The sequence below is a fragment of the Streptomyces sp. GL_148 genome, from assembly GCF_057834205.1.
This window is the reverse complement of the sequence record NZ_CM174396.1, coordinates 3,279,202-3,305,012: the sequence shown is the minus strand read 5'-3', so window position 1 is coordinate 3,305,012 and position 25,811 is coordinate 3,279,202. Positions and strand designations below refer to the sequence as shown.

The window sequence follows — 25,811 nt, the reverse complement described above, 5'->3', positions numbered from 1 at the left end:
TCACAGCTCTCCGTCCGCCGACTCGTCCGACGGCCACGGGTCGCGCATCCACAGCTCGTCCGCCGGCGTCGGGGCGAGCAGCTCGGCCAGCGCCGCGTCCAGGCCGAGCCGGTCCGCCTCGGTGCCGGGCGGCACGATCCGCAGGGTCCGCTCCAGCCAGGCCGACACCGACACGGCGGGGGCCTCCAGCAGGGCGTCGCCGTCGGGGGAGCTGAGCGCCATGCACAGGACGGCCTGCTGGCCGACCTTCGTGGGCCAGATCCGCACGTCGCCGTGGCCGCACGGGCGGAACACCCCCTCGACCAGCAGCTCGCGGGCGAAGGTCCAGTTGACCGGGGTGCTGGAGCCGGTGTGGAAGGTGATGTGCACGGCGTACGGGTCGTCCGTCAGGTACAGCAGGCGGGCGGGGACGGGGACGCTGCGCTCGGGGGACAGGACCAGCTTCAGTTCCAGCTCGCGCTCGACGACGGGGTGCTGCATGGCGGCCTCACTTCGGTACGGGGTACGTGTTCGGGTGGTGCGCGGGGCCGGAGTGCCGGCCCACACCCGCAGAGAGCGCCGAAGTGCCCGGGTATGACGCGACTTCGCGAGGCACATCGAGGATTGGCCGAAATCAATCGGCTGACCGAAATCTTCCGTACGGGACCGCGTTCGCCCGAACGCTTGGATTCTCCCGTTACCGGACCTGTCGGGGGGCGGTTCTTGGCTATGGTCCACCCCTGCAAGAAGCCTCAAGCCACGATCGGAGTTGGGGACATTGACGGCCTCCCCTGGTGACGGCGAGCACGCGGCCCGCGAGGGCTACTACCCCGATCCGTCCATCCCCGGGTACGTCAGGTTCTGGAACGGCCTGAACTGGGTTCCCGGTACGAGCCGCCCCGCGGCCCCTGCCGACGAGACGGGTCCCGTGTTCCTCGACCAGACGGGCATGAGCGAGGCGCTGCGCGAGCCGGAGCGATGGCCGCAGCCCGAGCCGCGGCCTGCTCCCCGCCCGGCCCCCGAGCCCTGGCCGGAGCCGGCGGCCTCCGGGCCGGAGACCACCTCGTGCCCGCAGCCGGGGACCTGGCCGGAGCCCGCCGCTTCCCGGCCGGAGCCCGCTTCCCCGTCGGGGGTCGAGTCCTGGGCCCAGTCCGTTTCCCGGTCGGAGCTCGAGTCCTCCACGGAGCCCGTTCCCCCCGCGGGGTCCGGGCAGCAGTCGTGGGCGGAGCCCGATGCCGAGGCCGCGGGATGGCAGGCCGACCCGCTCCACCAGGCCGGTTTCGGCGGGCCGCGCGACCGGCGGGTGTCCTGGGGCCACGAGCCGGCCGCCGCGCCCCGCCCCGCCGGGATCTCCCTGGCCCGCACGCCGGCCCCGGCCCCCGCTCCCCACCCGGTGCAGGCGCACGGCCAGGCGCAGGCTCCGGCCCACCACTCGGCCCAGGCGCAGGCCCAGGCGCAGGCCCAGGCGCAGGCGCAGGCTCACCACTCGGCCCAGGCCCAGGCGCAGGCGCCGGCTCACCACTCGGCGCAAGCTCCGGCCCCGGCTCACCACTCGGCCCCGGCCCAGGCCCAGGCGCAGGTCCCTGCCCCGGCCCGGCACTCGGCCCCGGCCCCCGGGTCGGCGGTCCTGCCCGGGCAGGTGTCCGGCTCCGCCGCCCCGGGCGGGCTCGGCATCCTGTCGGCGCCCTCCCCGGTCGGCGCGGCCGCGGCCCGTGCCGCCGCTCCGGCCCCCGTGCGGCCCGCCGCCCCGGCTTCGCCCGGCTCGCCGGGCCGGGACGCGGACCCGGCGCAGCGCGTGCGGCCGGCGGAGCGCCCGGCCCCGGCCGCCGCGGCGGAGCCCGCCCGGCGCGTGGCCCCCGTAGAGCCGGCGGACCGTGCGGAGCAGGCGGAGGCCGCCCTGCCCCCGCACCGTGCGGAGCGTCCCGCGAGGACCGGACGCGCGGTGTTCGAGCGGATGGCGGAGCGGGCCGTGCGCCCCGCCGGGCTCGTGCGGCGCGGGGTGGCCCGGCTGCTGGACTGCCTCGTGTACGCGGCCGTCGCGACCGGGGTGGCGCTGCCCCTGGTGCCCGCCTCGACCGCGCACGTCCAGGCCAAGGTGGACGCCGCCCGAGCGGCCGGCCGGACCACCACCGTGTGGCTGCTCGACGGGACCACCGCGGGCTCGCTGGGCCTCGTACTGGGCGCCGTCCTCCTCTTCGGCGTCTTCTACGAAGCCCTGCCCACCGCCCGTTGGGGCCGCACCCCGGGCAAGAAGCTGCTCGGCGTACGGGTCCTGGCGACCGCCACGCTGCGCCCGCCACGCTTCGGCGCGGCGCTGCGCCGCTGGCTCGTGTACGCCCTCCTGGGCCTTCCGGGGGCCCTGTGGGCCCTCGCGGACCGCCCGCGGCGCCGGACCCTCCACGACCGCGCCGCGGGCACGTACGTGGCCCGCTAGGCCGTCTCTGCCTGTCGTCACTCCCGTCGTCCCCCGAATGGACGCGTCCCCGTTGCGGGCCGCTCCGGGCCGGGTTCGACTCGGGCCATGAGCACCGACCAGCCGCCGCCGGGCCAGCCGCCCGAGGACGACCCGTTCCTCAAGAAGCCCCAGGAACCGACGCCTCCGCCGTCGGGTGGTTCGCCGTACGGCTCACCGCCCGCAGGCGCCGGCGGAGGCTTCCCGCCGCCCCCGCCCGGAGGGGGAGGGGGCTATCCTCCGCCGCCCCCGCCCGGGGGAGGGGGCTACCCGCCCCCGCCGCCCCCGTACGGAGGCGCGGGCGGTGGTGACCCGTACGGCGGTGGTGGTGGCTACGGCATGCCCGACCCGCTCGCCGGGATGCCGCCGCTGGCCGACTTCGGCAAGCGGCTGGCCGCCCGTGTCATCGACCTGCTGATCATCGCCGTCCCGCTGTTCCTCATCCAGCTGGCCGTCGGCGACCGCAACCGGTACACCGTCGAGACGAACAACGGCGAGGACGTCACCGAGGTCATCACCAAGTCGTACAGCGGCAGCGGTCTGATCATGACGCTGATCTCGATCGTCGCCTACGTGGGCTACGACTGGTGGTTCGTCAAGAAGAACGGCCAGACCCTCGGCAAGAAGTGGATGGGCCTGCGCGTCGCGATGCTCAACGACGGCAGCGTCCCGCAGTCCAACGCCGCCCTCAGCCGTTCGGCCGTGCTCTGGCTGCCGACGCTGATCTGCTGCTTCTGCCTGTGGCCGATCGCGCTCGTCATCTCGATGCTCGTCGACAAGCCCTACAAGCAGGGTCTGCACGACAAGGTGGCCAAGACCGTGGTGGTCCAAGCCGCCTAAGAGTCGTTCCGTAATTCCGGTACGATCGTCAAGTCCCGCAAGGGATAGGGCGAGAAGACGCCCTGTGGGAGTCAACCGCATCGTGTCTGTCCCCGGTTTTCCGGTACGGATCACGCGGCAGCACAACGTCTGACCTGTGCCTCTGCTCCCCGAATGCCGGACCAGCGCCCTGAGCGACCCCGGATGAGCCGCCCCCGGGCGACCACGCCGGACAGCCCAGGAACCGCCCCGGCTGCAATCCGTCATCCCTGCGGGAATAACGGATCAAGTCTTAGAGGTACTCGGTCCGGTGCGCGCGGGCGGTCTCCCCACGGGGGAGGCCGCCCGCGCACCTCTGTGCGCGGGCCGGGTCGGTGGCGCCGGGTCAGTGGTGCACGGGGTGTTCGACCGGGGCCGGGGCCTGCGCCGGGGCGCCCGCCGCCACGTCCTGTGGCACGGTGTCCGGCACCGGCGATGCGGTCCTCGTACGGGTCGCCGCGTGCCGCCCGCGCCGGCGGGGCAGCGGGACGGTGAGTGCGACGAGGAGCCCGAGGGCGAGGGCGGCGGCGGAGATGACCGCGACGCCGAGTCCCGTACTCGTCTGCGAGAGCAGCAGCATGGCGATCGTCGACACGATGACGGTGGCGGACCCGTAGGCGAGCTGTGCGGCAGTCGGACGCGGCATGGCGATATCCGTCCTCGAAGCGGGAGGGGGAGTCGGCTCGGACCAGGTCTGGCGCCGAGTGACTCTACGACGGTGGATGCCCGAGCGGAACTGTCGGTAAGCGTGACCTCACTCATGCGACGGGAAGCAGCGGAGCACAGGGGGCGCACAGGGGGCATCCCCGGGGCCCGGGGGCGGGGAGGGGCGGGTGGGCCGATGGGGTGCGCCGGGGGCCGTAAGTGCGGTTCGTCCCTTATGGCTGCGGAACGTCCGAATAGCGGAACTGGGTGACCGCATAGTGCAGTTGTAAGGAACAAGTCAAGGTCTGTCTTTTCTTGCGACTCTCCGGTCAAATGTCGTCACTTGAGACGCGCGCCGCACGGAACCCCCCACTCCTACGGAGAAGTTCCGCACCACCTTCGCGGCCGCGGGAGGGGAACGACATCAAGTGACCAGCAACTCGGCCAGAAGACGAGCGCTTCGCGCCGCCGCAATCGGCGTGACCCTGGCAGCGACGGCGGCCACCGGCGCCGCCTTCACGATGGCCACGGCAGACCCGGGTGCGAAGGTGTCTGCCGCGGACCGCCAGGACCCGACCGCTCCCTCCAAGGAGCAGGTCAAGCACAACCTCGAAGGCCCGTACAGCAAGCAGCAGGAGCAGGCCCGCAAGGCCGCCCTGGAGCAGGTGCTGAGCGGCAAGAAGGACGTCGAGCAGCGGGGCGCCTCCAAGGTCGTCAAGCTCGACGACAAGAAGTACGTCGAGCTCGGCCGCGAGAAGACCGACAAGATCTTCACGATCCTCGTCGACTTCGGCGACCAGGTGGACAACACCACCACGTTCGACCCGGACGGCCCCGGCCCCAAGCCGCCGGTGCCCAAGTACGGCGGCAACCCGGGCCCGATGCACAACCAGATCGCCCAGCCCGACCGTGCGGTGAACAACAGCACGGCGTGGCGCAAGGACTTCAACCGCGCGTACTTCCAGGACCTGTACTTCGGTACCGGCAAGGGCAAGAACTCGCTGAAGACCTACTACGAGAAGACCTCCTCGGGCCGTTACTCGGTCGAGGGCGAGGTCGCCGACTGGGTCAAGGTCCCGTACAACGAGGCCCGTTACGGCTCGAACTACTGCGGCCAGACCAACTGCGGCAACGTCTGGGACACGGTCAAGGACGGCGTGACCGCCTGGGCCGAGGCCCAGAAGAAGGCCGGCAAGACCGACGCCGAGATCAAGGCGCAGATGGCCCAGTACGACCTCTGGGACCGCTACGACTTCGACGGCGACGGCAACTTCAACGAGCCCGACGGCTACATCGACCACTTCCAGATCGTCCACGCGGGCGAGGACGAGTCGGCCGGCGGCGGCGTGCAGGGCACCAACGCCCTGTGGGCCCACCGCTGGTACGCCTACGGGACCGAGGCCGGCAAGAACGGCCCCGCGAACAACAAGGCCGGCGGCACCCAGATCGGCAACACCGGCATCTGGGTCGGCGACTACACGATGCAGCCCGAGAACGGCGGCCTCGGCGTCTTCGCGCACGAGTACGGCCACGACCTGGGCCTGCCCGACCTCTACGACACCTCCGGTGGCGGCGAGAACTCGGTCGGCTTCTGGTCCCTGATGTCGGCCGGCTCCTGGCTCGGCAACGGCAAGGACTCCATAGGCGACCTCCCGGGCGACATGACCGCCTGGGACAAGTTCCAGCTGGGCTGGCTGAACTACGACAAGGCCAAGGCCGCGACGAAGTCCACCCACAAGCTGGGCGTCTCGGAGTACAACACCAAGGACAAGCAGGCGCTGCTCGTCGACCTTCCGAAGAAGAAGGTCACCACCGACATCGTCGCTCCCGCCGAGGGTGCTTCGCAGTGGTGGAGCAACATGGGTGACGACCTCAAGAACACCCTCACCCGCTCGGTCGACCTGACCGGCAAGTCCTCCGCGGCCCTGTCCCTCAAGGGCTGGTGGGACATCGAGGCGGAGTACGACTTCCTGTACACCGAGGTCTCCACCGACGGTGGCGCCACCTGGACCGCGCTCGCCGGCACCGCCGACGGCGTGGCCATCCCGGTCGACGCTTCCAACAGCCCGTCGCTCACCGGCGTCTCGGGCAGCTGGAAGAACCTGAACTACTCGCTGGACGCCTACGCGGGCAAGAAGGTCGACCTCCGCTTCCGCTACCAGACGGACGGCGGCGCGGGCGGCAAGGGCTTCACGGGTGACGCCCTCGCCATCACGGCGGACGGCGCCACGCTCTTCACCGACGGTGCGGAGAACGGCGACAACGGCTGGACCGGCAAGGGCTTCTCCCGCGTCGGCGCCGGCTTCACCAAGGAGTACGCCCAGTACTACCTGGCCGAGAACCGCCGCTACGTCTCGTACGACAAGACCCTCAAGGTCGGTCCGTACAACTTCGGCTTCGCCAACACCAAGCCGAACTGGGTCGAGCACTACGCCTACCAGGACGGCCTCCTGATCTGGCAGTGGGACACCTCCCAGAAGGACAACAACACCAGCCAGCACCCCGGCTCCGGTCTGATCCTTCCGATCGACGCCAACGCCAAGCCGATGAAGTGGTCGGACGGCACCCTGCTGCGCAACAAGATCCAGCCGTACGACGCCGCCTTCAGCGCGTACAAGACGGACGCGATCACCCTGCACAAGAACGGCCAGGAGCTCTTCCTGAAGCCGAAGCCCGCGCAGCTCGTCTTCGACGACCACAAGGGCACGTACTTCTACGACGAGAACCCGACCGGCTCGGTGAAGGTCACTGACACCAACACCAAGATCAAGATCGTGAAGGAGACCTACGACGGTCTCGTCATGACGGTCGAGGTCGGCCCCTCCGTTAAGTAATTCAGTAAAATCGCAGGTCAAAGCATGATCGGCCGTCGCCCTCTAGCGGGCGGCGGCCGATCGCGTTTAGATGCGTGGGCTGAGTTTCTTATTGACGGGGGAGATGAAGACATGCCCGGTGGAGGTTTCGTCCGATTGCCAGGCGGCAGCGTGGTCGTCGCGCTCACGCTGCCCAGACCGTCCGTGGAAGGTGCCGTCGAGGGCGGCATCGAAGGCGGCACCGACGGTGGAAACGTCCGCGTGCTGGTGCACGCGGCGAACCGGGCCCGCGCCCTGACCAGGCTGCGGAACCTCGGACTGCGCGCCGTCTACCTCCGCGGCAACGCCCAGCCGCCCACCCCGGACGAGATCACGGCCGTCCTGCACCACCCCGACGGCCTGCTCTGGCGCTGCGCGCCGGACCGGGCGGCGGAGCTGTGGCACCCGATCCGGGCCCTGCTGGGGTGAGCGGGCGGGGCCGAGCCGCCCGGCGGCGCCCCGCAGGAGCCCCGTAGACGGCCCGTAGGTGGCCCGTAGGCGGCCCCCAGGTGCCCGGCTGTCAGCCGGCCACCACCGGGGTCCCGCTCAGCTCCACTCCGGCATCCCGGAGCTCGGCCAGCGCACGCGTCGTGGTGTGCGGGGCCACCCCGGCCGTCAGGTCCAGCAGCACGTGGGTACGGAACCCCGCGCGAGCCGCGTCCAGGGCGGTGGCCTTGACGCAGTGGTCGGTGGCGATGCCGACCACGTCGACCTCGGTGACCTGCCGGTCGCGCAGCCACTGCGTGAGCCCGAGGCCGTTCTCGTCCGCGCCCTCGAAGCCGCTGTACGCCGCTTCGTACGCCCCCTTGTCGAAGACGGCGGCCACGGCCCCCGAGGCGACGGCGGGCGCGAAGTTCGGGTGGAAGCCCACGCCCTCGGTCCCGGCGACGCAGTGCACCGGCCAGGAGGTCTCGTAGTCCGGCCGGGCCGGGGGGTGCGCGAAGTGGGACCCGGGGTCGATGTGGTGGTCGCGGGTGGCGACGACGTGCCGGTAGCCGGCGGTGGCCTGGCCGATGAGCTCGGTGATGGCGGCGGCGATGTCGGCTCCGCCGGTGACCGCGAGGCTGCCGCCCTCGCAGAAGTCGTTCTGTACGTCGACGACGATCAGTGCGCGGTGCATGACGATGTCCTTCGGCTCGGTGGTGCGGTGCGGCGGCGGGGCCCTGCGGGGGCTTTTCCCCCACCCCGCCCCTTCCCGAAACTGGGGCTGCGCCCCAGACCCGCTACGGGCGCTGCGCGCCCAGGCCTCTGCGGGCGCTGCGCGCACGTGCAGGCTGACGTCGGCCAAATCCAGCCCCGCCGGCGTTTGAGGCGCGGGGTCTGGGGCGGAGCCCCAGGGGCCCCGGCTGCGCCGGGCTTGCGGCCCCGCCCCGCCCCCGGAGCTACGCGTACTCGGTCGGGATCACGGCCTCGCCGCGCGAGAGCTGCGTCGCGGAGAGCGGGAGACCCGCCAGGGCCTCGCGGTGGCGGTCGCGGACCGCCTCCAGGGACTCGCGGGCCACCACCTCGCCCGCCTTGACCAGCTGGACCAGGAGCTGCGTGTCGGCCAGCGCGGCCGGCACCGGCCCGGTCCCGAGGACCTCCGCCTCCGCGACTCCCTCGGAGTCGGTCCGCCGGGCCGCCCACTTGCGCCCCCCGACGGAGGTCTTGCCGCCCGAGGACTTCTTCGCCACCGACACCAGCGGCGCCTTCGGATCGGCCGAGGCGGCCCGCGCCACCAGCTTGTAGACCATCGAGCACGTCGGGTGCCCGCTGCCCGTCACCAGCTGGGTGCCGACCCCGTACGCGTCCACCGGAGCGGCCGCCAGCGAGGCGATCGCGTACTCGTCCAGGTCCGAGGTCACCACGATCTTGGTCTCCGTGGCTCCCAGCTCGTCGAGCTGCTGGCGCACCCGGTGCGCGACCAGCAGCAGGTCCCCGGAGTCGATCCGGACGGCGCCGAGGCCCGTCCCGGCGACCTCCACGGCCGTGCGGACCGCCTCCGCCACGTCGTAGGTGTCCACCAGCAGCGTGGTGCCGCTGCCCAGCGAGGCGACCTGGGCCGTGAAGGCGTCCCGCTCGCTGTCGTGCAGCAGGGTGAAGGCGTGCGCGCTGGTGCCGACCGTCGGGATCCCGTACCGGAAGCCGGCCGCCAGGTCCGAGGTCGAGGTGAAACCGCCGACGTACGCGGCGCGCGCCGAGGCGACGGCCGCCAGTTCGTGCGTGCGCCGGGCGCCCATCTCGACCAGCGGCCGGCCGCCTGCCGCCGTGGCCATCCGGGAGGCGGCCGCGGCGATCGCGGAGTCGTGGTTGAGGATCGACAGGATCACGGTCTCCAGCAGCACGCACTCGGCGAAGCTGCCCTCGACGCGCAGGACCGGCGAGCCGGGGAAGTAGACCTCGCCCTCCGGGTAGCCCCAGATGTCGCCGGAGAAGCGGTACGAGGCGAGCCAGTCGAGGGTGCGGGCGTCGATGACGCTGCGCTCGCGCAGGAACTCCAGTACGGCGCCGTCGAAGCGGAAGTTCTCCACCGCGTCGAGCACCCGGCCGGTCCCCGCGATCACCCCGTAGCGGCGCCCCTCGGGGAGCCGCCGGGTGAACACCTCGAAGACCGAGCGGCGGTCGGCCGTGCCGTTGGCCAGCGCGGCCTGCAACATCGTGAGCTCGTAATGGTCCGTGAAGAGCGCTGTCGACGGCACGTCCACCGGCAGGCCCAGGTCCGCAGGGTTCATGCGACGGATGCTAGCGTACATCTCGTCAAAGTGACGAGATGTAGGGGCCTGTTTGTGCGACAGGCCCCTGTCAGTGGCAGCATGGGACAAGTGAGTGTTGCTCCCATTGAGATCGAACGCACCGAATCGGCCGAAGAGACCTTCGCGGTCCCCGAACCCGACGTCCCGTGGGTGACCCTGGTGCACAACGACCCGGTCAACCTCATGAGCTACGTGACGTACGTGTTCCAGGCCTACTTCGGCTACTCCAAGGACAAGGCGAACAAGCTGATGATGGACGTCCACCACAAGGGTCGGGCGGTCGTCTCCAGCGGCAGCCGCGAGGAGATGGAACGGGACGTGCAGGCCATGCACGGCTACGGCCTCTGGGCGACCATGTCCCAGGACCGCAACTGATGGGCGGCGTGTTCGAGCCCCTGAAGGGCGGCGGCGCCGCCATCGCGCTGGACGAGATCGAGATCTCGATCCTGCGCTCCCTGGCCGTGCAGCTGCTGGAGCTCATCGGCCCCGGCGAGCCGGAGCCCGATCCGGACGCCGACCCGCTGGCCGCGCTCTTCGCCGCCTCCGACGGCCCCACCGAGCCTCCGTCCGACCCGGCCCTGGCCCGGCTCTTCCCCGACGCCTACGGCGGCCCGGAGACCCCGGCGAACGCCGACACGGAGGAGCTGCGGGCCCACTCGGCCGAATTCCGCCGCTTCACCGAGAACGACCTGCGCAGCCGCAAGCGGGAGGACGCGCTGGCCGTCGTACGCAGCCTGGACGGGCTGAGCCCGGCAGCCGACGGCTCGGCCGTCCTGGAGGTCGACGGGGAGCTGCGCCTGCGCTGGCTGGGCGCCCTGAACGACCTGCGGCTCACCATCGCGGCCCGCCTGGACATCACGGAGGACGACGAGAGCGCCGTGCTGTTTCGGTTGCCGGACGACGATCCGCGCAAGCCGATGGTGATGGCGTACCTCTGGCTCGGCGGTCTCCAGGAGACCCTCATCGAGACGCTCGCCGGGACCCTCTGAGGGGTGCTCCGCGGGGTGCTCTGAGGGGTGCTCCGCGGGGTGCTCCGCGGAACCCTCTGAAGATCCTCAAGCCGGTCGCCCGTTCGCTCAGCGGACGCTCAAATCCGGATAACGATCAGATCACCGCGATGTGGTGATCTGATCCATTTCAGGACCTCTGTCCTGATTTTTTTATGCCCTGGGTCACATTTTCTTCCCTCAGGGACCCGTAGGCACGTGATAGATCTTCACGACCGCCGACGGGGCGCCACCCATGCCCCCGGCCTGCTTGAACCGGCTGACCGCCGGCGTGCAACTCCATCCGTATCCGGGGGGATCGAGGACCCGATCCGCAGCCAGTCATGGCGCGGGTCGGCGTGGAGAAAGGCGCACCAAGACATGACCTCCGTACAGGTCGACGAGCAGCAGCACGACACCACCGAGGGCGACGGCTACCACCGCGCGCTCGGAGCCCGCCAGATCCAGATGATCGCGATCGGCGGCGCCATCGGCACCGGCCTCTTCCTGGGCGCCGGCAAGGCCATCTCCAAGGCCGGCCCCAGCCTGATCCTGGCCTACGCCATCGCGGGCCTGGTCATCTTCTTCATCATGCGGGCCCTGGGCGAACTGCTCATGTACCGCCCGGTGTCCGGCTCCTTCTCGGACTACGCCCGGGAGTTCCTCGGCCCCTTCTGGGGATACGTGACCGGCTGGACCTACTGGCTCTTCTGGGTGGTCACCGGCATCACCGAAGTCACCGCCGCGGCGCAGTACATGTCGTACTGGACCCATGACAGCTTCCCGCAATGGGCCTACGCGCTGATCTTCACCGTCATCCTCTACGGCGCGAACCTGATCTCCGTGAAGCTCTTCGGTGAGCTGGAGTTCTGGTTCTCCATGGTCAAGGTCACCGCCATCGTCGGCATGATCCTGATCTGCGCCGGCATCCTCACCATCGGCTTCTCCGACGCCGCGGACACCGCCACCGTCTCCAACCTGTGGAACGACGGCGGCTTCTTCCCCAAGGGCATCGGCGGCACGCTGATGACCCTGCAGATCGTGATGTTCGCCTTCCTCGCCGTCGAGCTGGTCGGCGTCACCGCCGGCGAGTCCAAGGACCCCGAGAAGACCCTGCCCAAGGCCATCAACACCGTGCCGTGGCGCATCGCCGTCTTCTACGTCGGCGCGCTCATCATGATCCTGTCGGTCGTCCCGTGGCACGAGTTCCAGCCCGGCGTCAGCCCCTTCGTCGCCGCCTTCGAGAAGATGGGCCTCGGCGTCGGCGCCGCGATCGTCAACTTCGTCGTCCTGACCGCGGCCCTGTCCTCCTGCAACTCGGGCATGTACTCCACCGGCCGCATGCTGCGCGACCTCGCCCTCAACGGCCAGGGCCCGAAGTTCTTCACCAAGCTCACCAAGAGCGGCACCCCGCTGATCGGCACCACCTTCTCGGCGGCCCTGATGCTGGTCGGCGTCTGGATCAACTACGTGGCCCCCGGCAAGGCCTTCGACTACGTCGTCTCCTTCGCCACCATCTCCGGCATGTGGGCCTGGATCATGATCCTGGTCTGCCAGATCCGCTACCGCGCCGCCTCCGACCGCGGCGACCTCCCCAAGTCCCCGTTCCGCGCCCCCGGCGCCCCGTACACGAGCTACTTCGCCCTCGCCTTCATCGGCATGGTCATCGTGATGATGGGCGTCGACAAGGACGCCCGGGTCTCGCTCTACTGCGCGCCCCTGTGGGGCCTGCTGCTGGGCGTCTGCTACCTGGTCATGAAGTCCCGCGACCCGCGCGGCGCCGCCTTCACCAAGGCCTCCTAACGACCACGAGCCCCTGCACGCAGGGGCTCGTGTCCATCATCCGGGCCCTCCCGTACCAGCCCTCGGTACGGGAGGGCCCGTCTGCTTATCCTGTCGCTCATGCTGACCATCACCCAGGCTCTCCACGACCAGATCGTCGCGCACGCCCGTCAGGACCACCCCGACGAGGCCTGCGGCGTGGTGGCCGGCCCGGCGGGCACGGACCGCCCGCAGCGGTTCGTACCGATGCTGAACGCGGCCCGGTCGCCCACGTTCTACGAGTTCGACTCGAAGGACCTGCTCAAGCTCTACCGCGAGCTGGACGACCGGGACGAGGACCCCGTCGTCATCTACCACTCGCACACCGCGACCGAGGCCTACCCCTCGCGCACGGACCTCACGTACGCGAACGAGCCCGGCGCGCACTACGTGCTGGTTTCCACGGCGGACAAGGACGGCCTGGGGGAGTTCCAGTTCCGGTCATACCGGATCGTCGAAGGCGTGATCACGGAGGAAGAAGTGCAGGTCGTAGCGGCCTACTGAGGCACGCCAAGAGGGCTACTTCTCAGTATGTGAGCGATATCCGTCCACGATGCGGGATCACACTCCAAACCAGGGACCGGGAATCGTTAACATGACCGCATGGTTTCCCACGACGTGAGCATCGAGACGCCCAGCAGGCTGCTGCTTGTGGCGCGGCTGCACGTCGATCTGTGCCGCCTCGCCAGCGCCATCTGTACTGCCGCCTGAGCCCCGACGGCCCCCTCGCGGGGCCGCGTGCTCACGCCCGCTCCGCATCCCCGCCTTCCCTTCACCATCCTGACTGGAGCCCGCCATGGCCATCGAGGTCCGCATCCCCACCATCCTCCGCACCTACACCAACGGCGAGAAGGCCGTCACGGGTGAGGGCGCCACGCTGGCCGACCTCTTCACCGACCTGGAGACCCGCCACAAGGGCATCCAGGAGCGCATCATCGACGAGGCCAAGGGCGGCGAGCTGCGCCGCTTCGTCAACGTCTACCTCAACGACGAGGACGTCCGCTTCCTCGACGGCATCTCCACCGCGCTCAAGGACGGCGACAACGTCACCATCCTCCCGGCCGTAGCCGGCGGATCGAAGTAATGCGCTACGACTCCCCCCTGGCCGCGGTCGGCAACACGCCGCTGGTACGCCTGCCCCGGCTCTCGCCCTCGGACGACGTCCGCATCTGGGCGAAGCTGGAGGACCGCAACCCGACCGGCTCGATCAAGGACCGCCCCGCGCTCCACATGGTCGAGCAGGCCGAGAAGGACGGCCGGCTGTACCCCGGCTGCACGATCCTGGAGCCCACCTCGGGCAACACGGGCATCTCCCTCGCGATGGCCGCGAAGCTCAAGGGCTACAAGATCGTGTGCGTCATGCCGGAGAACACCTCTCAGGAGCGGCGCGACCTGCTGGCCATGTGGGGAGCCGAGATCATCCCGTCGCCGGCGGCGGGCGGCTCGAACACGGCCGTCCGCGTCGCGAAGGAACTGGCCGCGCAGAACCCCTCCTGGGTGATGCTCTACCAGTACGGCAACCCCGACAACGCGGGCGCCCACTACGCCACGACCGGCCCGGAGATCCTCACGGACCTCCCCTCGATCACCCACTTCGTGGCGGGCCTGGGCACCACCGGAACCCTCATGGGCGTGGGCCGCTACCTGCGCGAGCACGTCCCCGGCGTCAAGATCGTCGCGGCGGAACCGCGCTACGACGACCTCGTCTACGGGCTGCGCAACCTCGACGAGGGCTTCGTCCCCGAGCTGTACGACGCGTCGGTCCTGACGACCCGCTTCTCGGTGGGCTCGGCGGACGCGGTCACCCGCACCCGGGAGCTCCTCCAGCAGGAGGGCATCTTCGCGGGCGTCTCCACCGGCGCGGCCCTGCACGCGGCGATCGGCGTCGGCCGCAAGGCCGTGGCGGCGGGCGAACCGGCCGACATCGTCTTCGTCGTGGCCGACGGCGGCTGGAAGTACCTCTCCACGGGCGTCTACACGGCGGCCACCACCGAAGAAGCCATCGAAGTCCTCCAGGGCCAACTCTGGGCGTAGCCCCCGGCGACGGAGGCGACACGATCCCAGCGGCCCGACCGCCCCGGGGCGCCGCTGCGCGGCACGGAGCCCCGGCCGCGGCGCCGCTTCCGGGGACCAGCCCCCGGACCCCCGCTCCTCAAACGCCGGAGGGGCTGAATTTTCCGGACCGTTGGCGTTCACGTGCAGGCTGACGTCGGTCAAATCCAGCCTCGCCGGCGTTTGAGGCGCGGGGTCTGGGGCGGAGCCCCAGGGGGGTCCGGGCGCAGCCCGGTAACCCTTCCAGCCCGTCCGGCGTTTGAGGACCGGGGTCCGGGCGGAGCCCGGGGAACGGCGGAAGGGCGGGTAGGGGACAGCCCCGCGAAGCGGCACCCCGGCGGGCACCCGCAGGCGGGCCGGGCCACCCCCGCGGCCGCGCCCCGGCGAGCAGCCCAGACGGGGGTCAGGCCAAGAGCGAGGCCAGCACGCCCGCGTGACTGCTCCCCGGATCCTTGACGGCAGTCAGCAGGGTGACCGGCCCGGCCGCAGCCACGGCCCGCAGCCGCGCCAGCTCCGCCTCCGCCTCCTCCGAGCGAAGCTCCACCGCATACCGCTCCCGGAACTCCGCCACCGACCCACCCCCGTGGAACCACTTCCGCAGCTCCCCCGACGGGGCAACCGCCTTCGCCCACTCGTCGACCCCCGCCGCCTCCTTCGACAGCCCCCGCGGCCACAGCCGGTCCACGAGCACCCGGACCCCGTCCAGCCCCGGCTCCGGGGGATCGTAGACCCGCTTCAGCCGGACGACCCGGGTCCCCCGAGCCCCCCGAGCCCCTTCACCTCGTCCCACACCGCCGGATCCACCGTCCCCAGCGGCCGCGCCCTCGCGAACTCCCATACCGACACCTCCACCACCCGGTCCGCCTCCAGGAACGCGCCCCGCGCCCCCACCACCCCCGGCGGCAGCGGGATCACCCCGGCCCGCCGGTCGTCGTACTTCCCGGTGATCCGCGCGATCCGCGCCCGGTGCCCCCGTACGCCCAGCACCAGGACGGGCCGCCCGTCCTCCAGGGACCACAGCTCTCCGGCCTCCGGCCGCGGCAGCGGTCCCGGTCCGTGCGGCGGATCCGCGGCCCGCCCCACCCGCCGCGCCCGCCGGGGGAGGAGCACCAGCAGGATCACGACCACCACCGCGGCGACCGCCGGCCACCACGACGTGTCCATACTCCGACCGTAGCCCCGCCCGGCGCCCCCGGCATGGCAGCAGCAGCACGGCAGCAGCACGGCAGCGGCACGCCGAACGGCAACGCGAGTCCACCCCGTCGCTCCCCCGGGTGACAGCTCAGGTGATTCGCCCCACAACGGCCCGCCGCGGAGGAGCGACCGGACGTTTCGCGCCTTACGCTCGACCCACGCACGGCCCGCATTCCGTCCACGGACCGTCCACGGAGGTTCACGCTCCATGAAGCTCACCGTCGTCGGCTGTTCGGGCTCGTTCCCGTCCGCGGAATCGGCCTGTTCGAGCTACCTCGTCGAGGCCGACGGCTTCCGGCTGCTCCTCGACATGGGCAACGGCTCCCTCGGCGAGCTCCAGCGGCACATCGGGCTCTACGATCTCGACGCGATCTTCCTCAGCCACCTGCACGCCGATCACTGCATCGACATGTGCGCGTACTTCGTCGCCCGCTTCTACCGCCACGAGGGCGGCCGCTGCGGCACCATTCCCGTCTACGGCCCCGAGGGCACGGAGAAGCGGCTGTCCACCGCCTACGAGGACGTCCCCGACGAGCGTTCCATGAGCGAGGTCTTCGACTTCCGGACCCTGAAGTCCGGCACCTTCGACATCGGCCCGTTCCAGGTCCGCACCGAGAAGGTCTGCCACCCCGTCGAGTCCTACGGGATCCGCGTCGAGCACGGCGGCCGCTCGCTGACGTACTCCGGCGACACCGGCGTCTGCCCCGAACTGGGCTTGCTCGCCGAGGACACCGACCTGTTCCTGTGCGAGGCCTCCTTCACGCACGGCAAGGAGGACATCCCGGACCTCCACCTCAACGGGCGCGAGGCCGGAGAGTTCGCCGCGGCCGGCCGCGCCGGCCGGCTCGTCCTGACCCACATCCCGCCGTGGACGGACGCCGAACGCAACCTGGCCGACGCCCGCGCGGTCTACGACGGCCCGGCGGAGCTGGCGTACACGGGCGCGGTGTACGAGGTCTGAGGCCCGGAACCCGGCACACGAAGAAGCCCCCGCTCTCCCTTCCGGGAGAGCGGGGGCTTTCTCGTGGTGTGGGGCGGGAGACCTACTTGGCCTCGGCCTTCTCCATCTCGGCGAGCTCCTCGTCGGACTCGCGGCCCGGCGTCGGAAGGTTGAACTTGGTGATCGCGAAGCGGAAGCCGAAGTAGTAGACCGCCGCGAAGACCAGGCCGATCGGAAGGATCATCCAGGGCGAGGTCGCCTTGTTCCAGCCGAGGCCGAGGTCGATCAGGCCGGCGGAGAAGGTGAATCCGGCGTGCACCCCGAGCGCCCAGGTGACGGCCATGGACACGGCGGTCAGGACCGCGTGGATGGCGTACAGGACCGGGGCGATGAACATGAAGGAGAACTCGATCGGCTCGGTGACACCCGTGACGAACGAGGTGAGGGCGAGCGAGACCATCATGCCGGTGACCGCCTTGCGGCGCTCCGGACGGGCGCTGTGGGCGATGGCCAGGGCGGCGGCCGGCAGACCGAACATCATGATCGGGAAGAAGCCGGTCATGAACTGTCCGGCGCTCGCGTCACCGGCCCAGAAGCGGTTCAGGTCACCGTGCACGACCGCGCCGGCGGCGTCGGTGAAGTCACCGATCTGGAACCAGGCGACGGTGTTGACGAACTGGTGCATGCCGATCGGGATCAGCGCGCGGTTGATGAGGCCGAAGAGGCCCGCACCGATGGAGCCGAGGCCGGTCATCCACTCGCCGAAGTTGGCGATGAGCTCGCCGATCGGCTCCCAGGCCAGGCCGAAGAAGACACCGACGAGGACGCCGACGAAGGCCATGATGATCGGGACCAGGCGGCGGCCGTTGAAGAAGCCGAGCCAGTCCACCAGCTTGGTGCGGTGGAAGCGCTGCCACAGGACCGCGGCGAGCAGACCCATGATGATGCCGCCGAGGACGCCGGGGTTGTTGTACGTCGCGGCGACGTCCACACCCTTGTTCTCGGTGGTGTTGACGATCGTCTCGGTCACCGGGAAGGCGGTGAGGACGTTCTTGTAGACCAGGAACCCGACCAGCGCGGCGAGGGCGGTGGAGCCGTCCGCCTTCTTGGCGAAGCCGATCGCGACACCGATGCAGAACAGCAGCGGCAGGTTTGCGAAGACGGCGTCACCGGCGGTGGCGAACACCGTGGCGACCTTGCCCCAGCCGAGGCCGTCCTTGCCGAAAACGTCGGGCTGGCCGAGGCGCAGGAGGATACCCGCGGCCGGCAGGACGGCGATCGGCAGCTGAAGGCTGCGGCCGACCTTTTGCAGACCCTGGATCAGGCCGGAGCCCCGCTTCTTGGCGGGAGCGGCGGTGGCCGTACTCATCAACTTCCTCCAGTGGACAAGACGCTGCCTGGGGACATGGCAAAGGGGGGTGGCGGCGTCTCAGGAAAGGGGAGGACCCCGGGCCGAAAGGCCTACGTGGTCTACACCACTCAGTGGTGTAGACCAGTTGTAGCACGGTGAGGTCCGCGTAAGGAACCCACCAATTCAGTGGTGGAAGACACACTGGGGCATACACGGCAAAGGCCTCCGGACCCTGTGGGTCCGGAGGCCTTCGTCTCGTATTCATCTGCCCTGACCAGGGCTTATGGCGCCAAGCGGGAGGACGTTCGACGGGCCCCGGAAGGGGGCCGTCGGCGGGGTCCGGCAGGGCCCTTCGGCGGGTCCGAGCAGGGCCTTCGGCGCGGTTCAGAGGCGCTTCGGGCCCCTTCCCGCCCGCGGCTCGCACGGGTCGGAAGTCCCTGCGCGGCTCACGCCTTGGTGTTCTCCGCCTGCATCACCGCGATCTCCTCGTCGGACTCCCGGCCGGGCGTCTTGATGTCCCACTTGGTGATCGCGAAGCGGAAGATGCCGTAATAGATGACCGCGAAGCAGAGGCCGATCGGAACGATCAGCCAGGGCTTCGTCGCCAGGCTCCAGTTGATGACGTAGTCGATCAGGCCTGCCGAGAAGCTGAAGCCGTCCTTGGCCCCGAAGGCCCAGGTCACCGCCATCGACACACCGGTCAGCACCGCGTGGACCGCGTACAGCATCGGCGCCAGGAAGAGGAACGAGTACTCCAGCGGCTCCGTGATGCCGGTGACGAAGGAGGTCAGGCCGACCGACAGCATCAGACCGCCGACCTCCTTGCGCCGGGCAGGCTTCGCGCAGTGCGTGATGGCCAGCGCCGCCGCCGGCAGGGCGAACATCATGATCGGGAAGAAGCCGGTGAGGAACTGTCCGGCGTTCGGGTCCCCCGCCAGGAACATCGGGATGTCACCGTGCACGGTCTGGCCGCCCGGCTTGGTGTAGCTGCCGAACTGGAACCACACCGGCACGTTCAGGAACTGGTGCAGGCCGATCACCAGCAGTGCGCGGTTCGCGATGCCGAAGATGCCGGCGCCCACCGAGCCCAGGCCCACCAGCCAGTCCGAGAAGCTCTCCAGCGCGTCGCCGATCGGCGGCCAGATCCACAGGCAGAGCACGGCGAAGGCGATCGCCACGAAGGTCATGATGATCGGGACCAGGCGGCGGCCGTTGAAGAAGCCCAGCCAGTCCACCAGCTTGACCCGGTGGTAGCGCTGCCAGAACCAGGCGGCCAGCAGGCCCATGATGATGCCGCCGAACACCCCCGGGTTCTGGAACGTGTACTCGGCGAGGGTCTGGTCGGGCCCCAGGCAGCCGCCCCCGATGTCCTTCGTCCCCGTCGGGCAGGGCTGGGGGAAGGCGCGCAGCACGCTGCGGTAGACGAGGAAGCCGACCACCGCCGCGAGCGCGGTCGAGCCGTCCGCCTTCTTGGCCATGCCGATCGCGACGCCGACACAGAAGAGCAGCGGCAGGCCGAGGTCCGCGTTGAGCAGGGCGCCGCCCGCGGCGGCCATGACCCTGGCGACGTTCGTCCAGCCCAGGCCGTCCTTGCCGAACACGTCGTCCTGGCCCAGCCGGTTCAGGATGCCGGCCGCCGGCAGTACAGCGATCGGCAGTTGCAGGCTCCGGCCCATCTTCTGCAGCCCTTGGAACAAGCCGTTCCACCACTTCTGCTGTGGCACTGCTGCGGCGCTGCTCGCGCTCATCCGCGTCCTCCCTGACCGGCCCGTTTTTGGCAGTCGCGACACTTGCGGCACACTGGTGTAGACCACTTGTGTTGCGGTCGCATTTCACCTGTCCTGAGGGCAGGTTGGTGCTGATCGTCATCATTCGACAGATACCGGGCATGTGCCCGTGTAACTGGGCCAATCGTGGGCTACCGTGACGAAACGGACCGCCCTGGTTGGTCGGTCGGTCAGGCGGCAGGCGTCTCGACGCCGGACGCCGGATGTCAGTCGGACTCGTTCTTCGTAGAACTCAGGGAGAAACACATGGCCACCAAGGCTGAGAAGATCGTCGCCGGGCTCGGCGGCATCGAGAACATCGAAGAGGTCGAGGGCTGCATCACCCGCCTGCGCACCGAAGTCATCGACCCGAGCAAGGTCGACGAGGCCGCGCTCAAGGCCGCCGGCGCCCACGGCGTCGTCAAGATGGGCACCGCGATCCAGGTCGTCATCGGCACCGACGCCGACCCGATCGCCGCCGACATCGAAGACATGATGTGAGCTGAGCCCACCGGCTCACACGCGCGCCCGTACGTACAAGTACGCATACCCGCACGCGCACCCGTACGTACGACAGGACCCCGACCGGACGCACCCGGACGGGGTCTTCTCGCAGCGACACGGGCCTGCGCCCGCACCGGATAGGCTCGGTGCCATGTCTCGCATCGACGGCCGTACGCCCGAACAGCTCCGCCCGGTCACCATCGAACGCGGATGGAGCAAGCACGCAGAGGGCTCCGTCCTCGTCTCCTTCGGAGACACCAAGGTCTTCTGCACCGCCTCCTTCAGCGAAGGCGTCCCGCGCTGGCGCAAGGGCAGCGGCGAAGGCTGGGTCACCTCCGAGTACTCGATGCTGCCCCGCGCCACGAACACCCGCGGCGACCGCGAATCCGTACGCGGCAAGATCGGCGGCCGCACCCACGAGATCTCCCGCCTGATCGGCCGCTCGCTGCGCGCCGTCATCGACTACAAGGCCCTCGGCGAGAACACCATCGTCCTGGACTGCGACGTCCTCCAGGCCGACGGCGGCACCCGCACCGCGGCCATCACCGGCGCCTACGTGGCCCTCGCCGACGCCATCTCCTGGGGCCAGGGCAAGAAGCTCATCAAGGCCGGCCGCAAGCCCCTGACCGGCACCGTCGCCGCCGTCAGCGTGGGCATCGTCGACGGCGTGCCGCTCCTCGACCTCTGCTACGAGGAAGACGTGCGCGCCGAGACCGACATGAACGTGGTCTGCACCGGCGACGGCCGCTTCGTCGAGGTCCAGGGCACGGCCGAGGGCGAGCCCTTCGACCGCAAGGAACTCAACGCCCTCCTCGACCTGGCCGCCGGCGGCTGCGCCGACCTGGAGGCCCTCCAGCTCGGCGCCCTGGAGCTCACGCTCTAAGCGCCGGCTGCGGCAACCGCGCGGCCCGTCCGCGCGTCTCTCGTTGTACGGGTGCACGGCGTCGAAGCCGTGCGCCCGTCCACGTATCCGCGCATCCGAACGTTCTGCATCCACATCCTCTGATCCACATCCTCCTGGGGGCCGAAGTGAAGCCGAAGTACCGCCTGGCAGCCGTCGCCCTGACGGCAGCGCTCGCCATACCCGCGATCACCTCCTGCGACGCCATCTCGACGGCGATGGACTGCGCGAGCACGGCGGTCGCCATCACGGACGGCGCCAACGACCTCCAGCAGGCCGTCTCGCAGGCCGGCAACAGCCCGCAGGACGCCCAGAACGCGCTCAACGCGATCGAGGAGAACCTCAAGAAGGTCGGCGACCAGACGGACAACGCCGACCTGAGCAAGGCCATTTCCTCGATGAACACGGCCGTCCAGAACGTCCGCACCTCCATCGAGAGCGGCACCACGGCCCCCGACGTCACCCCGGTCGCGGACGCGGCGAAGGAAATCTCGAAGGTCTGCACCCCGGGCTGACCCCGGCCGGGGCCCGAGCCAGGCCCGGGATAATGACGTCATGACCTCGACGACGACGCCGACGACGCCCTCCGCCAGCTCTCCCAGCCGCCTGATCCTCGCCACGCGCAACGCGGGCAAGGTCACCGAACTCCGCGCCATCCTGTCCGCCGCCGGCCTGCCGCACGAGCTGGTCGGCGCGGACGCGTACCCGGAGATCCCGGACGTCAAGGAAACCGGCGTCACCTTCGCCGAGAACGCCCTCCTCAAGGCCCACGCCCTCGCCCAGGCCACCGGCCTGCCGGCCGTCGCCGACGACTCGGGCCTCTGCGTCGACGTACTGAACGGCGCCCCGGGCATCTTCTCGGCCCGCTGGGCCGGCGCCCACGGCGACGACGCCGCCAACCTGGCGCTGCTGTTGTCCCAGCTCGGCGACATCGACGACGCCCACCGAGGCGCCCACTTCTTCTGCGCGGCCGCCCTCGCCCTCCCGGACGGCACGGAACGCGTGGTCGAAGGCCGCCTCCTGGGCACCCTGCGCCACGCCCCGGCCGGCACGGGCGGCTTCGGCTACGACCCGATCCTCCAGCCCCTGGGCGAGTCCCGCACCTGCGCGGAACTCACCCCGGCAGAAAAGAACGCCATCTCCCACCGAGGCCAGGCCTTCCGAGCCCTGGTCCCGGTGGTACGGGAGCTGCTGGGCTGACGCCGCCGACATACCGACGGCCGGTGTCCATCAGGATGGACACCGGCCGTTGCTGTGGGCCCGGTGGGACTCGAACCCACGACATACCGGATCTAAACCGGCATCCTCTTTACCAGCTGGGATACGGGCCCGTTGCGCCTACCTTACTGGTCGATGGCAGTTCGTTGCGATGGGATGGCCGTCCTTGATCGCTTGGCAAAGGTCGGAGTCTGGCTGTGGCAGGAGGGGCACAAATAGCGGAGGTTCTCCCGGCGGTTGTCCAGCCAGTCACCGTTCACGTGGTCGATCTCCAGGACAAGCCTCCGGCCGCGCCAGACGTCCCCGACGCCGCACTCCGTGCATGCGTGCGGCACTCCGAGATCGTCGAGGGCCCGGCGCAGCGTCGCCGTCTTGGTGCGAGAGGAGCCGACTTCAAGTCGCCTCAGGATCTCTGGCGACGACAAGCGTGCAGGTGAGGGGCGGCCGATGGTGTGGCCCTGGCCCGTGAAGTGGTCTGTGGACAGCTCGTATTCCTCGATGCTCCGCCTGGCCTTGGCGCGTGCGGCACCGTCGAAGGGGTGGTGGCCGAGTGCGCGCATGACCCCCGCCATGCTCTTCGAGTCGGCGACCGCCGGTGTGATCTCCTCACGGACGAAGAGGCGGCGCGACGAGGGAGTACCTCGGCGGGGGAAGTGCGACGTTTCTATCCCGAACCGTTCGAGGAGCTTGGCGATGTGGACTTGGGCGCTGTTGTACGGTTCGACGCCCATGTAAGCGAGCATTCCCGCGATGCTGTCCGAGTGGGCGGCCGCTTCGCGGAGCCGCTCCTCCGTGTAGCGCTGCCGGACTCGTTCAGGGAGTGGTTCGTCGGCGAAGTGGGACGTATCGATGCCGTAGTGAGCCAGCCTGTCGCGCAGATATTGGCGAGGGCCGGCCAGCAGCGGGGTGTCCAGGAGTCTCATGAAGTCGACCAGACTGGTGGCCAGTGGCGCGGTTCGGCTCAGCAGGTCACGCGTGTACCTGACCTCGCTCATGCAGCCCTCCTCGCCTTGCGGCCCCGGTATGTGTCCGTAGCTGCATGGCAGTTGGGGCAGAGGATCCGAAGGTTCTCCTGCCGGTTGTCCCACCACTCGCCATTGATGTGATCGACCTCGTGTCGGAGCGGTTTGCCGTTCCACACCGTGCCGACGCCGCACTCGGCGCATTCCTCGGGAACGCCGACCTTCAGCAGCTCTCGTCGCAAGCGCTGCCCAGGGACCCGGCCGTCCTGCGGATCCCTCAGCGAGAGCGCCGGTCCGAGAGAACCCTTGGGGCGCCTCCGGGTGGCGACGAAGTGCGATGTGTCGATGCCGAGAGCCGCGATCCGCCGCGAGATGCGTGTCTGGTTGCCGCCGACGTTGCTGATGCCGAGCCGGCTGACCACCTCCGAGATGGATGTGGACTCGGCCACCAGCTCCCGGAGCAGCTCCTCCGTGTGCCGTGCCCATTTCGTGGGGAAGTGAGAACAGTCGATTTCCGCTTCCCGCATCTTCGTCCGCAGATAGCGCCTGCTGCCACTGCTCGGCGTGCCGCCGCACCATCGGACTGCGTCGTCCCAGTTGCTTGTCTCGCGGGCCGCTGCTTCCAGTAGCTCTCGCGTGTATCGGACCGCCATCACTTCCCCCTATCGGCCGCGTGTGCGGCCCTCGCATGGAGTAACGGACCGATAGTCGGACAGTTACGGCCGATTCCGTCCGATAAACGGAACGGCCCGCACCGTTTGTGGGGTGCGGGCCGTTCCGGAAGGAGGGGGCGGGGTCAGATGCCCAGGTCCTTGATGATCTTGGCTACGTGGCCCGTGGCCTTGACGTTGTACAGGGCGCGTTCGACCTTGCCCTCCTCGTCGACGATCACCGTGGAGCGGATGACTCCGGTGACGGTCTTGCCGTACAGCTTCTTCTCGCCGAACGCCCCGTACGCCGTCAGGACCTCCTTGGAGGGGTCGCTGACCAGGGTGACCTTCAGGTGCTCCTGCTCGCGGAACTTCGCCAGCTTCTCCGGCTTGTCCGGGGAGACGCCGATGACGTCGTAGCCGGCCGTGGCCAGGACGGCCAGGTTGTCCGTGAAGTCGCAGGCCTGCTTGGTGCAGCCCGGCGTCAGGGCGGTCGGGTAGAAGTACACGATCACCTTGCGGCCCTTGTGGTCGGCGAGCGAGATCTCGTTGCCGTCCGCGTCGGGCAGGGTGAAGGCGGGGGCGATGTCGCCCGGCTCAAGTCGCTCGCTCATGTCAGGAGGCTCCTCGGGAGGGGATCGGTACGGTGTCGAGACTAAGCTGCTGACTGACTGTTCATGGCGGGCTACACCCGCCATGGGACCGACCATGACGACGGAGGCAGCGCGGTGCCGGAAGCCAGGACCCCCGCAATGATCGAGGCGGACATCGTCCGCCGCCGCGAGCAGCTCGCCGAGACGCTCGACGAGATCGGGGTGCGCCTGCACCCCAAGACGATCGTCGGGGACGCCAAGGCGAAGGTGGTCAGCAACGTCGACCACGTCGTCGGCCGTGCGGTGGCGACGGTGAACCGCCTCGTCACCGACGCCCGCGACGGGCTGCGTCACTACGACGGCACGCCGCGCGTCGAGCGGATCGTGCCGGTCGCGCTGCTCGCGGTCGGAGTCGTGGGTCTGGTGGTCGTGTCGGCGGCGCGACGCAAGCGCTGATGACCCTGCGGGGTGCGGGGCGGGTGTGGGCGGGTAGGTTCGGGGCGTGAGCGAGAACACCACCACCCACGACAAGCTGCCCATCCGCATGCTGCACGACCGCGTGCTCGTGAAATCCGATTCGCCGGAGGGTGAGCGCCGCTCGGGCGGCGGCATCCTGATTCCTGCGACGGCCGCGGTCGGCAAGCGGCTGGCCTGGGCCGAGGTGGTCGCGGTCGGGCAGAACGTACGGACGGTCGAGCCGGGGGACCGGGTGCTGTACGACCCCGAGGAGCGGGCCGAGGTGGAGGTGCGCGGGGCGACGTACCTGCTGATGCGGGAGCGGGACCTGCACGCCGTGGCCGCCGAGCGGCTGGGGTCGGAAGACTCGACGGGGCTTTATCTCTAGCCCCCGCAGAGAGCGGGGAAAGGGCCGGTGACCATCGTCACCGGCCCTTTTCGTTCTGTTTTGCTACGGTGGTGGGGAACCCCCGACGAGACGCGCCGTACCGGGTCGCCCTTGGCCAGTGGCCAGTGGCTGCATGACAAGACGACGCACCCCGTTCCGCTCTCGTTCCGGAGGTGCCTGTCATGGCCTGGGTTCTGCTTCTTCTCGCCGGTCTGCTCGAAGTCGGCTGGTCGATCGGTATGAAGTTCACCGAAGGGTTCACGCGGCTGTGGCCGAGCGTGTTCACGGGTGCCGGCATCGTGGCGAGCATGGTGCTGCTGTCGTACGCGGCCAAGACCCTGCCGATCGGTACGGCCTACGGTGTGTGGGTCGGTATCGGCGCGGCCGGGGCGGCGGTGCTCGGTATGGCGGTGCTGGGTGAGCCCGTCACCGCCGCCCGGATCTTCTTCATCTGTCTGCTGCTGGTCGCCGTGGTGGGGCTGAAGGCGACCTCCGGTCACTGAGACCGGGG

30 protein-coding genes, 1 tRNA gene and 1 riboswitch are annotated in these 25,811 nt (G+C 70.0%); of the genes, 19 read left to right on the top strand and 12 right to left on the bottom strand.

The features are described 5' to 3' along the window. A complete protein-coding gene (locus tag AC3IYI_RS15070; protein WP_266908420.1) occupies positions 1-480 on the bottom strand; it encodes an SsgA family sporulation/cell division regulator in 480 nt (159 codons plus the stop codon). Between the two features lie 277 nt (positions 481-757). Here AC3IYI_RS15070 and AC3IYI_RS15065 point away from each other — a divergent pair, with 277 nt between their 5' ends. Both AC3IYI_RS15065 and AC3IYI_RS15060 read left to right on the top strand, forming a co-directional pair. Further along, positions 758-2,413 (top strand): RDD family protein, encoded by a 1,656-nt coding sequence (locus AC3IYI_RS15065; protein WP_489410665.1) that lies wholly within the window; start codon positions 758-760, stop codon positions 2,411-2,413. Positions 2,414-2,500: 87 nt separating this feature from the next. After that, positions 2,501-3,271: an RDD family protein gene (locus AC3IYI_RS15060; RefSeq protein ID WP_489410664.1), complete on the top strand. Its 771-nt coding sequence runs from the start codon at positions 2,501-2,503 to the stop codon at positions 3,269-3,271. Positions 3,272-3,635: 364 nt separating this feature from the next. Here the strand turns inward: AC3IYI_RS15060 and AC3IYI_RS15055 are convergent, their stop codons facing one another. Then, entirely contained in the window at positions 3,636-3,935 is a 300-nt protein-coding gene (locus AC3IYI_RS15055) for a hypothetical protein (protein WP_489410663.1), read from the bottom strand. Positions 3,936-4,362: 427 nt separating this feature from the next. Between AC3IYI_RS15055 and AC3IYI_RS15050 the strand changes: the two genes are divergently transcribed. Together AC3IYI_RS15050 and AC3IYI_RS15045 are read left to right on the top strand one after the other, a co-directional pair. Further along, positions 4,363-6,768 (top strand): immune inhibitor A domain-containing protein, encoded by a 2,406-nt coding sequence (locus AC3IYI_RS15050; protein WP_489410662.1) that lies wholly within the window; start codon positions 4,363-4,365, stop codon positions 6,766-6,768. Positions 6,769-6,879: 111 nt separating this feature from the next. Then, the gene (locus tag AC3IYI_RS15045) at positions 6,880-7,215 is read left to right on the top strand and encodes a hypothetical protein (protein ID WP_489410661.1); all 336 of its coding nucleotides are present in this window, start codon (positions 6,880-6,882) and stop codon (positions 7,213-7,215) included. A gap of 91 nt (positions 7,216-7,306) precedes the next feature. Here AC3IYI_RS15045 and AC3IYI_RS15040 read toward each other — a convergent pair whose 3' ends face one another. After that, positions 7,307-7,906, bottom strand: coding sequence for an isochorismatase family protein (locus AC3IYI_RS15040; protein ID WP_489410660.1), 600 nt, complete (start codon positions 7,904-7,906; stop codon positions 7,307-7,309). Positions 7,907-8,168: 262 nt separating this feature from the next. Beyond that, a complete protein-coding gene (locus AC3IYI_RS15035; protein WP_489410659.1) occupies positions 8,169-9,497 on the bottom strand; it encodes a nicotinate phosphoribosyltransferase in 1,329 nt (442 codons plus the stop codon). A gap of 81 nt (positions 9,498-9,578) precedes the next feature. Here AC3IYI_RS15035 and clpS point away from each other — a divergent pair, with 81 nt between their 5' ends. From clpS to AC3IYI_RS15000, 7 genes are all read left to right on the top strand, one after another. After that, the gene (clpS, locus tag AC3IYI_RS15030; protein ID WP_243337276.1) at positions 9,579-9,893 is read left to right on the top strand and encodes an ATP-dependent Clp protease adapter ClpS; all 315 of its coding nucleotides are present in this window, start codon (positions 9,579-9,581) and stop codon (positions 9,891-9,893) included. Then, on the top strand, positions 9,893-10,507 hold the full coding sequence (locus AC3IYI_RS15025) for a DUF2017 domain-containing protein (RefSeq protein WP_489410658.1): 615 nt from the start codon (positions 9,893-9,895) through the stop codon (positions 10,505-10,507). Before clpS ends, AC3IYI_RS15025 begins: the two co-directional genes overlap by 1 nt. A gap of 378 nt (positions 10,508-10,885) precedes the next feature. Beyond that, complete coding sequence (locus tag AC3IYI_RS15020; RefSeq protein ID WP_489410657.1) at positions 10,886-12,307, top strand: amino acid permease; 1,422 nt, start codon at positions 10,886-10,888, stop codon at positions 12,305-12,307. A 99-nt stretch (positions 12,308-12,406) separates the two neighbouring features. Continuing rightward, positions 12,407-12,829 carry a M67 family metallopeptidase gene (locus AC3IYI_RS15015; RefSeq protein ID WP_489410656.1) on the top strand — a complete coding sequence of 141 codons (423 nt, stop codon included), beginning with the start codon at positions 12,407-12,409 and terminating at the stop codon, positions 12,827-12,829. 99 nt (positions 12,830-12,928) lie between these two features. Further along, entirely contained in the window at positions 12,929-13,036 is a 108-nt protein-coding gene (locus AC3IYI_RS15010) for a putative leader peptide (RefSeq protein ID WP_385372366.1), read from the top strand. 85 nt (positions 13,037-13,121) lie between these two features. Continuing rightward, a complete protein-coding gene (locus AC3IYI_RS15005) occupies positions 13,122-13,409 on the top strand; it encodes a MoaD/ThiS family protein (protein WP_243337269.1) in 288 nt (95 codons plus the stop codon). Next, complete coding sequence (locus AC3IYI_RS15000) at positions 13,409-14,359, top strand: PLP-dependent cysteine synthase family protein (protein WP_489410655.1); 951 nt, start codon at positions 13,409-13,411, stop codon at positions 14,357-14,359. Before AC3IYI_RS15005 ends, AC3IYI_RS15000 begins: the two co-directional genes overlap by 1 nt. Positions 14,360-14,780: 421 nt before the next feature. On the opposite strand, the gene AC3IYI_RS14995 is transcribed toward AC3IYI_RS15000, so the two are convergent. Together AC3IYI_RS14995 and AC3IYI_RS14990 are read right to left on the bottom strand one after the other, a co-directional pair. Continuing rightward, positions 14,781-15,068, bottom strand: coding sequence for a DUF488 domain-containing protein (locus tag AC3IYI_RS14995; protein ID WP_489410654.1), 288 nt, complete (start codon positions 15,066-15,068; stop codon positions 14,781-14,783). A 44-nt stretch (positions 15,069-15,112) separates the two neighbouring features. Then, positions 15,113-15,541, bottom strand: a complete 429-nt coding sequence (locus tag AC3IYI_RS14990; protein WP_489410653.1) for a hypothetical protein — start codon at positions 15,539-15,541, stop codon at positions 15,113-15,115. Positions 15,542-15,779: 238 nt separating this feature from the next. On the opposite strand from AC3IYI_RS14990, the gene AC3IYI_RS14985 reads away from it, so the two are divergent. Next, positions 15,780-16,532 (top strand): MBL fold metallo-hydrolase, encoded by a 753-nt coding sequence (locus AC3IYI_RS14985; protein ID WP_489410652.1) that lies wholly within the window; start codon positions 15,780-15,782, stop codon positions 16,530-16,532. 82 nt (positions 16,533-16,614) lie between these two features. On the opposite strand, the gene AC3IYI_RS14980 is transcribed toward AC3IYI_RS14985, so the two are convergent. Both AC3IYI_RS14980 and AC3IYI_RS14975 read right to left on the bottom strand, forming a co-directional pair. After that, the gene (locus tag AC3IYI_RS14980) at positions 16,615-17,880 is read right to left on the bottom strand and encodes a PTS transporter subunit EIIC (RefSeq protein WP_489410651.1); all 1,266 of its coding nucleotides are present in this window, start codon (positions 17,878-17,880) and stop codon (positions 16,615-16,617) included. A 428-nt stretch (positions 17,881-18,308) separates the two neighbouring features. Then, a complete protein-coding gene (locus tag AC3IYI_RS14975; RefSeq protein ID WP_489410650.1) occupies positions 18,309-19,610 on the bottom strand; it encodes a PTS transporter subunit EIIC in 1,302 nt (433 codons plus the stop codon). Positions 19,611-19,775: 165 nt separating this feature from the next. Here AC3IYI_RS14975 and AC3IYI_RS14970 point away from each other — a divergent pair, with 165 nt between their 5' ends. The 4 genes from AC3IYI_RS14970 to rdgB all read left to right on the top strand — a co-directional run bounded on the left by AC3IYI_RS14970 (position 19,776) and on the right by rdgB (position 22,233). After that, a complete protein-coding gene (locus tag AC3IYI_RS14970) occupies positions 19,776-20,129 on the top strand; it encodes a PTS sugar transporter subunit IIB (RefSeq protein WP_489410649.1) in 354 nt (117 codons plus the stop codon). A 154-nt stretch (positions 20,130-20,283) separates the two neighbouring features. Further along, on the top strand, positions 20,284-21,015 hold the full coding sequence (gene rph, locus AC3IYI_RS14965) for a ribonuclease PH (RefSeq protein ID WP_250741140.1): 732 nt from the start codon (positions 20,284-20,286) through the stop codon (positions 21,013-21,015). A 146-nt stretch (positions 21,016-21,161) separates the two neighbouring features. Then, positions 21,162-21,548 (top strand): hypothetical protein, encoded by a 387-nt coding sequence (locus tag AC3IYI_RS14960; RefSeq protein ID WP_489410648.1) that lies wholly within the window; start codon positions 21,162-21,164, stop codon positions 21,546-21,548. A gap of 40 nt (positions 21,549-21,588) precedes the next feature. Next, positions 21,589-22,233 (top strand): RdgB/HAM1 family non-canonical purine NTP pyrophosphatase, encoded by a 645-nt coding sequence (gene rdgB / locus AC3IYI_RS14955; protein WP_489410647.1) that lies wholly within the window; start codon positions 21,589-21,591, stop codon positions 22,231-22,233. A gap of 55 nt (positions 22,234-22,288) precedes the next feature. Here the strand turns inward: rdgB and AC3IYI_RS14950 are convergent. The 4 genes from AC3IYI_RS14950 to bcp form a co-directional block, all read right to left on the bottom strand. Then, a tRNA-Leu gene (locus AC3IYI_RS14950) sits at positions 22,289-22,364 on the bottom strand. A 12-nt stretch (positions 22,365-22,376) separates the two neighbouring features. Then, entirely contained in the window at positions 22,377-23,246 is an 870-nt protein-coding gene (locus AC3IYI_RS14945) for an HNH endonuclease (RefSeq protein ID WP_489410646.1), read from the bottom strand. Further along, on the bottom strand, positions 23,243-23,866 hold the full coding sequence (locus tag AC3IYI_RS14940; RefSeq protein WP_489410645.1) for an HNH endonuclease family protein: 624 nt from the start codon (positions 23,864-23,866) through the stop codon (positions 23,243-23,245). The genes AC3IYI_RS14945 and AC3IYI_RS14940 overlap by 4 nt, the downstream gene beginning before the upstream one ends. Positions 23,867-24,009: 143 nt before the next feature. Continuing rightward, the gene (gene bcp / locus AC3IYI_RS14935; protein WP_422522673.1) at positions 24,010-24,477 is read right to left on the bottom strand and encodes a thioredoxin-dependent thiol peroxidase; all 468 of its coding nucleotides are present in this window, start codon (positions 24,475-24,477) and stop codon (positions 24,010-24,012) included. A gap of 138 nt (positions 24,478-24,615) precedes the next feature. On the opposite strand from bcp, the gene AC3IYI_RS14930 reads away from it, so the two are divergent. The 3 genes from AC3IYI_RS14930 (at position 24,616) to AC3IYI_RS14920 (ending at position 25,803) form a co-directional block, all read left to right on the top strand. After that, on the top strand, positions 24,616-24,912 hold the full coding sequence (locus AC3IYI_RS14930; protein ID WP_489410644.1) for a DUF3618 domain-containing protein: 297 nt from the start codon (positions 24,616-24,618) through the stop codon (positions 24,910-24,912). A 46-nt stretch (positions 24,913-24,958) separates the two neighbouring features. Continuing rightward, on the top strand, positions 24,959-25,300 hold the full coding sequence (locus tag AC3IYI_RS14925) for a GroES family chaperonin (RefSeq protein ID WP_250741151.1): 342 nt from the start codon (positions 24,959-24,961) through the stop codon (positions 25,298-25,300). 57 nt (positions 25,301-25,357) lie between these two features. Next, positions 25,358-25,451, top strand: a riboswitch (guanidine-III (ykkC-III) riboswitch). A gap of 31 nt (positions 25,452-25,482) precedes the next feature. Next, positions 25,483-25,803 carry a DMT family transporter gene (locus tag AC3IYI_RS14920; protein WP_030026576.1) on the top strand — a complete coding sequence of 107 codons (321 nt, stop codon included), beginning with the start codon at positions 25,483-25,485 and terminating at the stop codon, positions 25,801-25,803. The last annotated feature ends 8 nt before the right edge of the window (positions 25,804-25,811 follow it).